At 35.5% G+C, this 13,750-nt stretch carries 13 protein-coding genes; all 13 read left to right on the forward strand.

Annotation, left to right across the window (positions count from 1 at the left end):
* Positions 1-46: 46 nt before the first annotated feature.
* A complete protein-coding gene (locus tag BW929_RS07645; protein WP_076544782.1) occupies positions 47-952 on the forward strand; it encodes a DUF7916 family protein in 906 nt (301 codons plus the stop codon).
* 304 nt (positions 953-1,256) lie between these two features.
* Entirely contained in the window at positions 1,257-2,120 is an 864-nt protein-coding gene (glcT, locus tag BW929_RS07650) for a glucose PTS transporter transcription antiterminator GlcT (protein ID WP_076544783.1), read from the forward strand.
* Between the two features lie 159 nt (positions 2,121-2,279).
* On the forward strand, positions 2,280-3,701 hold the full coding sequence (locus BW929_RS07655; protein ID WP_076544784.1) for a PTS transporter subunit EIIC: 1,422 nt from the start codon (positions 2,280-2,282) through the stop codon (positions 3,699-3,701).
* Positions 3,702-3,781: 80 nt separating this feature from the next.
* Positions 3,782-4,261, forward strand: coding sequence for a PTS sugar transporter subunit IIA (locus tag BW929_RS07660; RefSeq protein WP_076544785.1), 480 nt, complete (start codon positions 3,782-3,784; stop codon positions 4,259-4,261).
* Positions 4,262-4,408: 147 nt separating this feature from the next.
* A complete protein-coding gene (gene proB / locus BW929_RS07665) occupies positions 4,409-5,545 on the forward strand; it encodes a glutamate 5-kinase (RefSeq protein WP_076544786.1) in 1,137 nt (378 codons plus the stop codon).
* The gene (locus tag BW929_RS07670; RefSeq protein WP_076544787.1) at positions 5,535-6,791 is read left to right on the forward strand and encodes a glutamate-5-semialdehyde dehydrogenase; all 1,257 of its coding nucleotides are present in this window, start codon (positions 5,535-5,537) and stop codon (positions 6,789-6,791) included. Before proB ends, BW929_RS07670 begins: the two co-directional genes overlap by 11 nt.
* 19 nt (positions 6,792-6,810) lie before the next feature.
* Positions 6,811-7,614 (forward strand): pyrroline-5-carboxylate reductase, encoded by an 804-nt coding sequence (gene proC, locus BW929_RS07675; protein ID WP_076544788.1) that lies wholly within the window; start codon positions 6,811-6,813, stop codon positions 7,612-7,614.
* On the forward strand, positions 7,615-8,088 hold the full coding sequence (gene tsaE / locus BW929_RS07680; RefSeq protein ID WP_076544789.1) for a tRNA (adenosine(37)-N6)-threonylcarbamoyltransferase complex ATPase subunit type 1 TsaE: 474 nt from the start codon (positions 7,615-7,617) through the stop codon (positions 8,086-8,088). It abuts the gene before it with no gap.
* Positions 8,082-8,795 (forward strand): tRNA (adenosine(37)-N6)-threonylcarbamoyltransferase complex dimerization subunit type 1 TsaB, encoded by a 714-nt coding sequence (gene tsaB, locus BW929_RS07685; RefSeq protein ID WP_076544790.1) that lies wholly within the window; start codon positions 8,082-8,084, stop codon positions 8,793-8,795. The genes tsaE and tsaB overlap by 7 nt, the downstream gene beginning before the upstream one ends.
* A gap of 16 nt (positions 8,796-8,811) precedes the next feature.
* Positions 8,812-9,849, forward strand: a complete 1,038-nt coding sequence (gene tsaD, locus BW929_RS07690; RefSeq protein WP_234978076.1) for a tRNA (adenosine(37)-N6)-threonylcarbamoyltransferase complex transferase subunit TsaD — start codon at positions 8,812-8,814, stop codon at positions 9,847-9,849.
* Between the two features lie 8 nt (positions 9,850-9,857).
* Complete coding sequence (locus BW929_RS07695; RefSeq protein WP_076544791.1) at positions 9,858-11,201, forward strand: radical SAM protein; 1,344 nt, start codon at positions 9,858-9,860, stop codon at positions 11,199-11,201.
* A 230-nt stretch (positions 11,202-11,431) separates the two neighbouring features.
* Entirely contained in the window at positions 11,432-11,722 is a 291-nt protein-coding gene (locus BW929_RS07700; RefSeq protein WP_076544792.1) for a co-chaperone GroES, read from the forward strand.
* A gap of 84 nt (positions 11,723-11,806) precedes the next feature.
* The gene (groL, locus tag BW929_RS07705; RefSeq protein WP_076544793.1) at positions 11,807-13,474 is read left to right on the forward strand and encodes a chaperonin GroEL; all 1,668 of its coding nucleotides are present in this window, start codon (positions 11,807-11,809) and stop codon (positions 13,472-13,474) included.
* Positions 13,475-13,750: the final 276 nt, after the last annotated feature.

The following is a 13,750-nucleotide window of genomic DNA, read 5'->3' on the forward strand; positions in this document are numbered from 1 at the left end:
CTTTAAATCTATAATAACTCAAAATCTTTAGAAAGAGGGGATTAAAATGTCCAAACGACTTTTAAGTTCAAATAGTTCCGAGCTTTTAAGTTACAATAAAGAAGAACTGCTGCAGTCTATAAAATTATCAGAAGGTAGAACTATTATCTCAGAGGTTATTGGTGAGGAGTCATTATTTAGAGATGTGAGTAATGCCGAGATAGCAGCAGCTTTTGGGGCAGATATTTTACTTTTAAACTTATTTGATTTAAATAAACCCTATTTTAAAAATATTAAGCAGGGAAGTGCTAAAGAAATAGTAACTACCATAAAAAAATTATGTGGAAGACCTCTGGGTATCAATCTGGAACCAGTAAATAAGGGAGATAATCAGAAGGATGATTTTATAGAATTAAGTTCTGGACGAAAAGCAAGTTTGAAAAATATTGAGCTAGCAGTTAAAGCAGGTTTTAATATGATTACTTTTACCGGCAATCCATCAGTTGGGGTTAGCAATCAGGCAATAATTGAAGCGGTCAAAATAGCAGATCAAAATTTTGGTGACCAGATAATAATAACTGCTGGTAAAATGCATATGGCAGGTATAGATGAGGAATATCTGGCTGCAAAATATATAGATTCATTAATTTCAGCCGGTACAGATATAATTTTACTTCCTGCTGTGGGGACAGTACCCGGAATCGATTTGAATTCATTAAAAGAAATAATAAGATTGGTTCATAACAGAGGGAAATTGGCTTTGACAGCAATTGGTACTTCTCAGGAAAGTTCAGATGCAGAGACAATTAGAGAAATTGCACTAATGAGTAAAATGGCTGGAGCTGATATCCAGCATATTGGTGATGCAGCTTACGGGGGAATAGCGCTACCAGAAAATATACTGACTTTATCCAAGACAATTAGGGGAAAACGTCACAGTTATCGCAGGATGGCTCTATCGATCAATCGTTAAAAAGATAAGTAAAGAGTTTATATATTGTTATCTAATAAATATTTACGAAATCGATTTACTTTTATTTTCAAAAAAACTTGAAAAAGTTCATAAATACTGTTATCATTAAAGAAATGAATAATTTAAAGAGTGTAACTGTTAAATCAGGCATAATCTGGGGAAGGATATCTTAACTTTTTGGAGAGGAAGCTATCTTTTTCTGGATTTTTTTATTAACAGTATAGCTAAAAGATAGAAATTGTTTTTGTGTTTTAGGTTTACCATTTTTATTTTACCGATGTCCTGCAATTTTGAGGAGGTTTTTATGGCTGCAGTTGAGAAACTTAAAATAAAAAAGATCTTTAATAATAATGTAATTCTGGCAGAAGAAATTTCTTCAAAAAGAGAGCTTATCTTAATCGGTAGAGGGATCGGGTTTTCCAGAAAAACTGGTGATGATTTTTTGAAATCAGAACTTGAAATTGATAAAGAATTTGCCCCAATTGAAGGAGAAAAAAGAGAAAATTATATTCAACTGTTAGAAGAAATAGATAGTCAGGTTATTGGAATAACTGAGGAAATAATTGCAATGGTCAGCTCTAAATTAAATGAAGAGCTGGATCAGCATATCAGAATTGGTCTGGCTGATCATATTGCTTTTTCTCTAAAAAGAATTAAAGATGGGATAGAAGTCACCAATCCTTTTTTAGCTGAAACAAGGACATTATATAATCAGGAATACAGACTGGCGGAAAAAGCAGTGCAAATGATTGCTAATAGATTTGAGCTGGATATTCCTGAAAGCGAAGTCGGATTTATTACTCTGCATATTCATGGAGCCAGAAATGAAAGAGGAGTTTCTAAAACTTTAAAAAACACCTCTTTAATTAAAGAGCTGGTAACAGAGGTAGAAAATGAACTGGGTCAAAAATTAAGTTATGAAAGTCTCAATTATGCTAGATTAGTTAACCATCTCCGTTTTGCACTTGAAAGAATAGAAACTGATGTCTCAAATCCCAATCCACTTTTAAAAAATATTAAGGAAAATTTTGATTTTTCCTTTAAAGTTGCTGTAAAACTTGCTAAAATAATAGAAGACAAGTTTAATTGTCAGGTACCGGAAAGTGAAAAAGGATATCTGGCTCTGCATTTGCATCGATTAAAAAGAGATTTAAATAACTCTCAATAGATATTAATAATTTAACTGGCGTGTTACTGTTCAATCAGGCAAAAGCCGATTAGATACTGAGACCATTTTATTGGTTTCGGATTATCTGATCGGCTTTTTTGCTTTTATATATATTTCATCTATAATACTTATAATTTTAAAAGGGAGGAAATTTTTTTAATGAAAGGTTTTAAGAAATTACAAAAAATAGGTAAGGCACTAATGACACCAGTTTCTGTTTTGCCTGCTGCAGGTATTTTAGTTGCTTTAGGTAGAATGCTTCAGGAACAGAATGGTCTGGCTGTTGATATTGGAGAGGTAATGTTTAGTAGTGGAATTGCAATTTTTGAGCATTTACCACTGATTTTTGCTCTGGGCGTGGCTATAGGTTTTGCTGGAGATGCTGTAGCAGCTCTTGCAGCTGGAGTAGGATTTACAGTTTATGCTAAAGTGCTCACTGTTATGGCTGGAATAATTAATATTTCCGAAAGAACGGGTGGCAGTATTGAGGCAATTAATACAGGAGTTTTTGGTGGTATAGTTGTGGGAGTTATTGCTGCACAAATGTATAAAAAGTTTCATAGTACTGAGCTGCCTCCATATCTAGGATTTTTTGCCGGGAAAAGATTGGTTCCAATAGTAACTGCGGCAGGTTCTGTGCTGGCAGGAGTTGCTCTATCTTTTGTCTGGCCCCCAATTCAGATTCAAATTAATCAATTTGCCCGTTTTGCAATGAATTCCCCAATAGGGCCAGCATTATATGCTGCTGGTAAGAGAGCTTTAATACCTGTTGGTTTACATCATGTTTATTATCCACCTTTTTTATATGAATTTGGACGTTATACTACAGAAGCAGGCCAGGTATTAAGAGGAGAAACAGCCAGATTTTTTGCAGGTGATCCAACTGCCGGACGCTTTATGGCAGCTGAGTTTCCGTTAATGTTATTTGCGCTTCCAGCAGCCTGTCTGGCAATGTATTTGAGAGCTAAAAATAAAGTTAAAGTTGCTGGTATGCTAACAACTGCTGCTATAACTTCATTTTTGACAGGAATAACTGAACCAATTGAGTTTTCATTTATTTTTGTAGCGCCACCTCTTTACTTATTTCATGTTGTTGGAGGTTTTATTTCTGGACTTTTAACCAATTTCTTTGATATTAGAATTGGTTATACTTTTTCTGCCAGTGCAATTGATTATGTTTTAAGTTTATCAAATCTGGGAAATCCAATGATGTTTTGGCTGGTTGTTGGACCAATAATGGCAGTTTTATATTTTACTGTTTTTTATTTTACAATTCCTCTGTTCAACTTTGAGACACCCGGTCGTGGCAGTGATGCAGTCGAATCAGAAGATGCTGCTCCTATGGACAAGGATCAGCGAGCTGCAGATGTGCTGGCTGCTCTGGGAGGTAGTAAAAATTTAGAAAGTGTAGATGCCTGCATTACCAGACTAAGACTTGAAGTCATTGATAATTCTAATATTGATGAGAAGATGCTAAAACAATTAGGAGCGTCGGGTGTTATGAAATCCGGCAGTAGTGTGCAGGTTGTATTTGGCCCTGAATCGGATGCATTAAAGGATAAAATAAAAAGAATAATGTAAAAAAATAGATTTTAATTAATTTAAGTACTATTGTAAAAGTAAAAGGAAATGTATTATAATAAATTAGAGGAGGAGATTAAATGTTTAATATTTTTAAGAAAAAAGAGGAATATTTAGCAGCACCATTTGCAGGGGAAGTTAGTGATTTACAGCAAGTACCTGATGATGCCTTTGCCCAGAAAATGCTAGGAGATGGTTTTGCCATTACTCCAGAAGAAAACGTTGTTAAAGCTCCCTGTGCTGGAGAGATTGTTCAGATTTTTTCTACAGGACATGCAGTAGGAATAAAAACTAAAAAGGGTCTGGAAGTTCTGGTTCATATTGGTATAGATACAGTTAAATTGGATGGAGAAGGTTTTAAAAAACTTGTAAAAAATGGTGACAAAGTTGATGTTGGTACTCCATTAATTGAAGTAGATTTAGATTTTATTAAAGAAAATGCTCCTTCGATTTCTACTCCTGTTATTATTACCAACATGGAAAAGGTTAAAAATATGGAAATTCTCAAAAAAGAAAAAGTTGAAGCTGGTACAAAAGTATTAAAAATTGAACTTGCTTAACTTAATCTTTAAAGTAAATAAATATATTAATGGGGATAGCTGTTTTGTTATGCAGTTATCCCCTTTTTATCTTTAATTAAATTTGATATAATAAATTAAGATGTTTTTTAATATTTAAATTCTGATCAGAGACAGGATGATTTAATAATGAAATTTAAAAGAATTGTAGTTAAAGTAGGAAGTAGTAGTTTAACAAATCAGAATGGAAAATTAAATTTTACCCAGCTGGATGCTTTGAGCCGGCAGCTGGTTGATCTTAAAAACCAGGGCAGAGAAATGATACTGGTTAGTTCGGGAGCAGTCGCAGCTGGTATGGGAGAGCTTGGTTATGCAAAAAAACCGGGGTCTATTCCTGAACAGCAGGCCTGTGCAGCTGTAGGACAGGGGCTTCTCGTGGGTATCTATAATAAATTTTTTAGAGAATATGGTGCGAATTCTGCTCAAATTTTGCTAACTTCAAGTGATCTGGAGAACAGAAATCGTTACCTGAATGCCTTTAATACTCTAAAGACTTTAATTGATCATGGCGTAATTCCTGTAATTAACGAAAATGACACTGTTGTTACAAATGAGATAAAGGTTGGAGACAATGATACTCTGGCAGCAAGAGTAGCCGGGCTGGTAGAAGCAGATTTACTAATTAATTTATCTGATGTTGATGGTCTCTATAATGGTGATCCGGCTGATAATAGAGATAATATCCAACTTATTTCTAAAGTTGAAAATATAACAACTGAAATAGAAAAAATGGCTGGAGGTAAGGGCAGTGCAGTGGGCACGGGAGGTATGGAAACAAAAATTGAAGCTGCAAAAATTGCTGTCAACTCTGGGGTGCAAATGATAATTGGATCTGGCAAAGAAAAAAACTCTCTTTTAAAGATTGTTGAAATGGCGGAGAATAGTCAGTTTAATCTTGGAACTACATTTCTGACTGCTGAGGAAAGATTATCCAAAAGAAAACAGTGGTTAAATTTTAATTTACCACCTCTTGGGAAAATTGTGGTTGATCGTGGAGCAGCAGAAGCTCTGGTCAAAAGAGGCAAAAGTTTACTTCCGGGTGGGATTATTGAAGTTGAGGGGGAGTTTAATAGTGGTGATCCAGTAACTATCAGTGACGGAAACCGGGCAATTGGAAAAGGTATTGTTAACTATAATTCTGATGAAATTAAAAGAATTAAAGGTTCCCATTCAAATGAAATAGAAAAAATTCTTGGATATTTTAATAAAAGTGAGGTTATTCATAGGGACAACATGGTTATAGGAGGAGATAAAAATGAGTATTAGAGAAGAATTAATTTCACAGGCAGATTCCGCAAAAAAAGCAGCCAGAAAGCTGGCTCAGGCAGGAAGCAGCGAGAAAAATAAGGCTTTACAGATGATTGCTGATAAGCTGCTGGAGAGACAGGCTGAGATTTTAGAAATCAATGAAAAAGATATGCAAAAGGGTAGAGAGAATGGTTTAAGTAGAGCTTTACTTGATCGACTTAAGTTAACAGAAGCAAGAATTAAAGGGATGGCCCAGGGGTTAAGAGAAGTAGCTGCTCAGGAAGATCCAATTGGAGAAGTTCCCGGTATGTGGAAAAGACCAAACGGACTGCAAATAGGTAAAATTAGGGTCCCCCTAGGTGTGATTGGTATTATTTATGAGGCAAGACCAAATGTTACAGTCGATGTAGCCGGTCTTTGTCTAAAGTCAGGAAATACGGTTATTTTACGTGGGGGTTCAAATGCCTTTAATTCCAACCAAATCTTAACTAACATTATTCAGGATGGTTTAAGGGAAGCTGCCCTGCCTAAAGAAGCTGTTCAGCTGATATCAACTACAGATCGGAAAGCAGTAGATATTCTATTTACCCTAAATGATTATTTAGATGTTTTAATTCCCCGTGGAGGAGCTGGATTAATTCAAAAGGTTGTTAACGAATCTAAGGTGCCTGTAATCGAAACAGGGGTAGGTAACTGCCATGTTTATGTAAATAAAGATGCGGATTTAACCAAGGCTAAAAAAATTGTTTTTAATGCTAAATATTCCAGGCCTGCTGTTTGTAATGCAGCAGAAAGTTTGCTGGTTGACCAAAAAGTTGCAGAGGAATTTTTACCAGAGATGGCCCGGATCTTTGCTGAAAGTGATGTAGAATTAAGAGGATGTGAGCAGACTCAAAAAATTGTTCCTGGTGTTACACCGGCTACTGAAGAAGATTATGCGACCGAGTTTTTAGACTATATAATGTCAGTTAAAGTTGTAGCAGATTATGAGGAAGCTGTGGAACACATTTACCAGTACGGAACCAAACATTCGGAAGCAATAGTTACAGAAAATTATACTACAGCCAGAGCATTTTTAGATGATATTGATGCAGCGGCAGTTTATGTAAATGCCTCAACTCGCTTTACTGATGGTGGTCAATTTGGGCTGGGGGCTGAAACAGGAATTAGTACTCAAAAACTGCATGCAAGAGGACCAATGGGCCTGAAAGAATTAACAACTACTAAGTATATTATTATGGGAAGTGGACAGATTAGAGAGTAAGCTGGGGGAGGACTTATAAATGAAATTAGCAATTATTGGTCTGGGGAATATGGGTAAGGCTATTTTAAATGGAATTTTAAAACAGAAGCTGATAAAACCTGAAAATATTATAGCAGCAGATAAAAAATTTGCTGATCCGGATTTTGAAAATACAGATGAATATGCCAGTGTAACTGTTACCGCTGATAACTGTCTTGCTGCTCAAGAAGCTGACTATATTATTCTGGCAGTAAAACCTCAGATCATTAATTTAGTTCTGGAAGATATCAAAAAAGTGGCGGCAGCCAAGGTTGTTATTTCAATTGCAGCTGGAGTAAAAACAGAACTGTTAGCAAAATATTTTGGTTCCAGAGCTAAAATTGTACGGGTAATGCCAAATACTCCAGCTTTAGTTGCTGCAGGAATGAGTGCAATTTACTACAGTCCAGCTGTGGAAGCAGACGAAAAAGCATTTGTAGATCAAATATTTAACTCTCTGGGGAAAACAGTTAAGGTTAAGGAAAGTGAAATGGATGCAGTTACCGGTCTAAGTGGTAGTGGACCGGCATTTGTCTATATTTTTATAGAGGCACTGTCTGATGCAGGGGTTTTAAAAGGTCTTGATCGGAAAAAGGCCCTTAAACTTGCAGCTCAGACGGTTAAGGGAGGGGCAGAAATGGTATTAAGTTCAGGTAAACATCCTGCTGAACTTAAAGATATGGTCTGTTCTCCTGCAGGTACTACAATTACTGGAGTAGCCACCCTGGAAGAACAGGGATTTAGATCTTCTGTAGTTCAGGCTGTTAAAACAGCAGCAGAGCGTTCAGAGGAGCTGGGAAAATAAATGGATAATAGTAGTTATTCAATTATTACCAATTCACCAGCAGAAACTGCAAAATTTGGCCGGGACCTGGCCCAATTTCTTGAGGTGCCTGCCCTAATTTTACTTAAAGGTGAGCTTGGTACCGGTAAGACTTTAATTATTAAAGCAGCAGCAGCTGCTTCTGGTTATCAGGGGAATGTAACAAGCCCAACTTTTAATCTGATTCAGGAATATTCCGGTGAGCAGGAGATTATTCATATGGATCTTTATCGCCTTGATAGAACAGAAGAGCTTTTAGAAATTGGATTTGAAGACTATTTAACTAGAGAAGCTTTAATTTTTATTGAATGGCCGGAACTTGCACTTCCACTGCTGCCGGCTGACTTTCTTTTTATAAATATAGAAAAAATATCTGCTCAAAAGCGAAAGATTACTGTTTATGCTGAAGGAAAACGAAGTAGTTTATTAATAGAAAGGTTGAATCAAAAATGTTAACTCTGGCAATTGATACTTCAACAGATAATTTGGGACTTGCTCTAATGGAATCTGGGCAGCTCAGAGGAGAATATAATTTAAGTTTAAAGAGGCAGCACAGCGAAAAATTGCTACCTTTGATAGAACAGATTTTTGAGCTCTTGGGAATTCAGCCCCGGGAACTTAACGGGGTTGCTGTAGCAACAGGTCCTGGTTCTTTTACAGGTCTTAGAATAGGTATTACTACAGCAAAATTACTGGGAAGAATATTTTCTATACCTGTAAAAGGTATATCGACTCTTGAAATCATGGCAGCCGGAATAGCTGAACCTTATTTATTACCTCTAATTGATGCCCGAAGAAAAAGAGTTTATTGTTCTTTTTATCAAAATTTACGGACTGCAAACGACAATTTTTTAAAAGAAATTTATCAACCTACAGCTATCAGTATTGCCGAATTACCAGAATTACTTAGTAATTATAAAGAAAAAGAAATTACATTAATTGGCGAAAAGAAGAAAGAAGTTAGGCGAGTTTTAGAAGCCAATGCATTTTCAACCAGACTTGCTGAGGCTGAATCTGATCTACCAAGGGCTGCAGTTTTAGCAAGGTTGGGAGAAAATTATTTTAAGACGGGACAGAGAGATGATATTTATCAGCTTAAACCCGCTTATTTAAAAAAACCACAGGCAGAAATTAACTGGCAGCAGAAATATGGAAATAATTAATATGGGAGTGGGAAAGTTGAAGTTTAGAGATAAATTAAAAGATGAAAGTGAAGACATTTATATACTTGCTCTTGAGAGTTCCTGTGATGAGACAGCGGCAGCAGTAAATAAAAATGGACTGAAAGTTTTGGCAAATGTTGTTTCTTCTCAGGTTGATCTTCATAAAAAATTTGGGGGGGTTGTACCGGAAATTGCCTCCCGTAAACATCTTGAGTTGCTGCTGCCTGTAATTGATCAGGCATTAGCAGAAGCAGGAATTGATTTTGAAGATTTAGATGCAGTAGCATCTACTTCTGGTCCAGGTCTAGTTGGAGGGCTTTTAGTTACTCTGACTGCTGCCAAGACAATTTCCCTGGCTTTAAATATCCCTTTAATAGGGGTTAATCATATTGCTGGACATATTTATGCTAATTTTATCGCCAATCCAGAAATAAAAAAACCACTTTTGTGTCTTACTATTTCTGGTGGACATACAGATCTGTTATATTTTGAGGATTTAAGAGGTTATAAAATTCTTGGGAGAACTGTTGATGATGCCGCAGGAGAAGCCTTTGATAAAATCTCCCGATTTCTCGGTCTGGGTTATCCCGGAGGACCGGCAATAGAAAAAGCAGCTCGAGCTGGAAATGAGATGGCAGTTGATTTTCCAAGAGCTGATTTAGGAGACAGTTATAATTTCAGTTTTAGTGGTTTAAAAACTGCGGTAATGAATTATGTTAATAATGAAGAACAGCGGGGCAATGAGCTAAAAATAAATGATTTAGCAGCCAGCTTTCAAAAAGCAGTAGTAGACAGTTTAACCGCAAATTTACTGCAGGCGGTAGAGAAATATGATGTAGAGAGTGTTGTTTTATCAGGTGGAGTTGCCGCAAATCAGAGGCTTAGAAGTTATATTGAGGAAAAATTAGAGGAACATAATTTAAAACTTTACTATCCTCCTTTAGAATTATGTACTGATAATGCAGCTATGATTGGTGCAGTGGCATATTATCAGTATCTTGAGCGTGATTTTGCACCTTTAAGTATTAGTGCTGATCCCTCTTTAAAATTGTAGGTGATTAAATGAAAAAAAGATCTAAAGAAGAAATTTTATATAAAACAGTAAAAGAAGATAATATTCTTCCTATAACATCTATCTGCAAATTGAACTGTATTTTTTGCAGTCATAAAAACAATCCCCCCCAGGTTGAAACTTATAGCTTTGGACATCTGGATAAAGCACTAATCAAAAATATGATTGAATTTTTGAATCCGGAGAAACCAGTTTTTATTGGTGAGTCAGCCAGTAAAATTATCGAAGGTGAACCTTTTGTTTATCCAGAAATATATCAAATCTTAGAATATCTGCGTCAGCGATGGCCAGAGATTGAAATTAAAATTACAACTAGTGCTTCATTTCTAGAGCTTGAGAGATTAGAATACCTAAAGAATTTAGAACCATTGGAATTAAATATCTCGCTAAATGGTCCCGCTCCTGAGGAACGGGTTTTTTTAATGAATGATTCGCGTCCAAATAATGTTTTTAAAATTATTCCTGAACTAAAAAGAATGGAGTTTAATTTTTCTGCAAGTATTGTTTCCATGCACCATCTTAAAGGTTTTGATTATTTAAAAAGAAGCTTTGATTTTTTGGAAAAATACCAACCACGGACTTTGCGAGTGTTTATGGCTGGTTTTAGTAATTATGCAGATTCTGAGATTATTTCTGCTACAGATGATTATCAGCAATTAAATCAGTTCATTAACTCAATCAAAAATGAATATTCATACCCAATTCTTGTTGAGCCTCAGCTATTGAATGATTTTAAAGCTGAAATAAATGATATTATAAAAGATTCTCCTGCAAAAGTAGATTTACAGCCGGGCGATATAATAAAAAAAATAAATCAAAATACTGTTGAAAGCAGAGTTGATGCTTTTTATCAAATTAAAACTGCCAGTAATCCTGAAATAATATTCAAACGTGATCAAAAAACTAAAAAAATAATTCTTAAAAAAAAGAAAAACGAAGATTCTGGATTAATCATGTCTTATGATTTGAGTAGAAAAGAAAAGAAAAGTTTAGAAGCTTATGCAGCTGAAAGTTCAAAAAACCAAAATGGAATCACAGTGATTTTAGCTTCAGAGGCGGGTTATAATCTCATATTTAGTTTAATTAAGAAATATTTAATAGATAATAAAAATTTAAAATTACTAAAAGTAAAAAATTGTTTTTTTGGAGCTTCAATTATTGCAGCCGGCCTTTTAACTAATTCTGATTTAATTAGCAGTCTCAATTTGATTGAAGAAAAGATCAAAAAAATCATTTTACCGGAGATTATTTATGATTATTATGGTAATGACCTGCTGGGAAACCATTACAGTCAGCTGGAAGAGAAATTTAGGGCAGAGGTGGTTTTAATTTAAATAATGTAAGATATGAAGACATCTTTATAAAATATTTGTTAATCAGAGAATAAATGATTTAATTTGATTTAATTGCAATTAATGAGCTTTGTTAACCTTTTAAAACCAAATAGAGGATTTGATTTTCCTAACTGTCTTAGATATTATATTTACAGTGCTTATTAGCACTCACCTCAAATGAGTGCTAATTATTATAAAAGAATATAATATTAGAAGGGGGTTATTTTTTAATGAGTATTAAACCACTAGATAACAGAGTTGCAGTAAAATTTGTCAAAGATGAAGGTGAAGAGAAAACTAAGGGAGGAATTGTACTTCCTGATACAGCCAAAAAAGACGAAAAGCCACAGCAGGGTGAAATAGTTGCTGTAGGTAAAAATATTGCACCAGAAGGCGAAGAAGCAGAAGTAGCTGTTGGTGACACAGTAGTTTTTGATAAATATGCTGGAACAAAAGTTGAAATTGATAGTGAAGAATATATTATTCTTGCAATAGAAGATATTTTAGCAGTTATTAACTAAATTAAAAATTATCTCTATTCAATTTGATAATTTATAAAATTACTTTCAAAAATAACTCAGATTAATTATACAGGAGGGATTTAGATGCCAAAACAGTTAAAATTCGGCGAAGACGCACGCCGCAAATTAGAAACAGGAGTTTCTCGTTTAGCAAATGCAGTTAAAGTAACACTTGGACCCAAAGGACGTAATGTACTTTTAGAAAAGAGCTTTGGTTCTCCTACTATCACAAATGATGGTGTTAGTATTGCCAAGGAAATTGAATTAAAAGATCGTTATGAAAATATGGGTGCTCAGGCAGTAAAAGAAGTAGCTACTAAAACTAATGATGTTGCTGGTGATGGTACAACAACTGCAACAGTATTAGCAGAAGCTATGTTAAAAGAAGGATTTAAAAATGTAGCTGCTGGTGCAAATCCAATGCTGATCAAAAGAGGTATTCAAAAAGCAGTAGAAAAATTAACTGATGAGATTGCTTCAGTTGCCAGACCTGTAGAAGGTAAAGAAGCTGTATCCCAGATTGCTTCTATTTCTGCCGGTAATGATGATGAGATTGGTAACTTAATTGCAGAGGCAATGGAAAAAGTTGGACAGGATGGAGTTATCTCTGTAGAAGAGTCTAAAAGTATGGGAACTTCCTTAGATGTTGTAGAAGGTATGCAATTTGATCGTGGTTACTTATCTCCTTATATGGTAACTGATACTGATACAATGGAAGCCTCTTTAGAAGATCCATATATCTTAATTACTGATAAGAAAATTTCCAGTATTCAGGATATTTTACCATTATTAGAGCAGGTTGCTCAGTCAGGCAAGAGTTTAATGATTATTTCTGAAGAAGTTGAAGGGGAAGCACTTGCTACTTTAGTGGTAAATAAAATTCGTGGAACCTTTAATTGTGTAGCTGTAAAAGCACCTGGATTTGGTGACCGCCGCAAAGCTATGTTAGAAGATATTGCTGTTCTAACAGGTGGTACTTTAATTACTGAAGATCTTGGTCTAAAGCTTGAAAATGCAAGCATTAATGACTTAGGTCAGGCACATAAAGTAACAATTACCAAAGATGATACTACAATTGTCGAAGGTAACGGAGACAAGGAAAAGATTCAGGATAGAATTTCTCAATTAAGAAAGCAGATTGAAACTACTACTTCTGATTTTGATAGAGAAAAATTACAGGAAAGATTAGCTAAATTAGCCGGTGGTGTTGCAGTAATTCAGGTTGGTGCAGCAACCGAAACCGAGCTTAAAGAAAAGCAGCATAGAATTGAGGATGCATTATCTGCTACCAGAGCAGCTGTAGAAGAAGGTTTAGTTGCTGGTGGAGGTACAACCTACCTTAAGGTAATGGCTGCCCTTGAAAGCTTAAACTTAGAAGGTGACGAGGGTACTGGAGTTGATATTGTTCGTAAAGCTCTAGAAGCTCCAATTAAGCAGATTGCTAATAATGCAGGTCACGAAGGATCTGTAGTTGTAGAAAGAGTTAAGGAAAAGGATGAAGGAATCGGCTTTGATGCCATGAAAGGCGAATATGTAGATATGATTAAAGCTGGTATCATTGATCCTGCTAAAGTTACACGTTCTGCTCTTCAAAATGCAGCAAGTGCTGCTTCCATGCTTTTAACCACTGAATGTCTAGTTGCTGATAATAGCGACGATGATGATGACGGAAATGGTGGCGGAATGCCCGGTGGCATGCCCGGAGGAATGGGCGGCATGGGTGGCATGGGTGGCATGGGCGGTATGATGTAAGCCCGATAACCACTCAGACTCATTAACTTAATATTTAAATTCAAGGATGCTTCCTCTTTAACTAGAGGTTGCATCCTTTTTTTACTTTGCAGACTCGATGTCCTAATAATATGACGCACTCAATGTGCTAACACAAATCTAACAATTTGTTTATTAAAGCAAGATTTGTGCCTCGACCATCCGTCTTAAAAAAGAAGAGAAGTGTGACGGACTCGATGTCCTAATACTAACCTAACAATGCGTCTTAGAAAGGGAGGTTAGTGAGACGGACTCGAT

Origin of the sequence: Halanaerobium kushneri (assembly GCF_900156285.1) — a bacterium.
GTDB classification, from domain to species: domain Bacteria; phylum Bacillota; class Halanaerobiia; order Halanaerobiales; family Halanaerobiaceae; genus Halanaerobium; species Halanaerobium kushneri.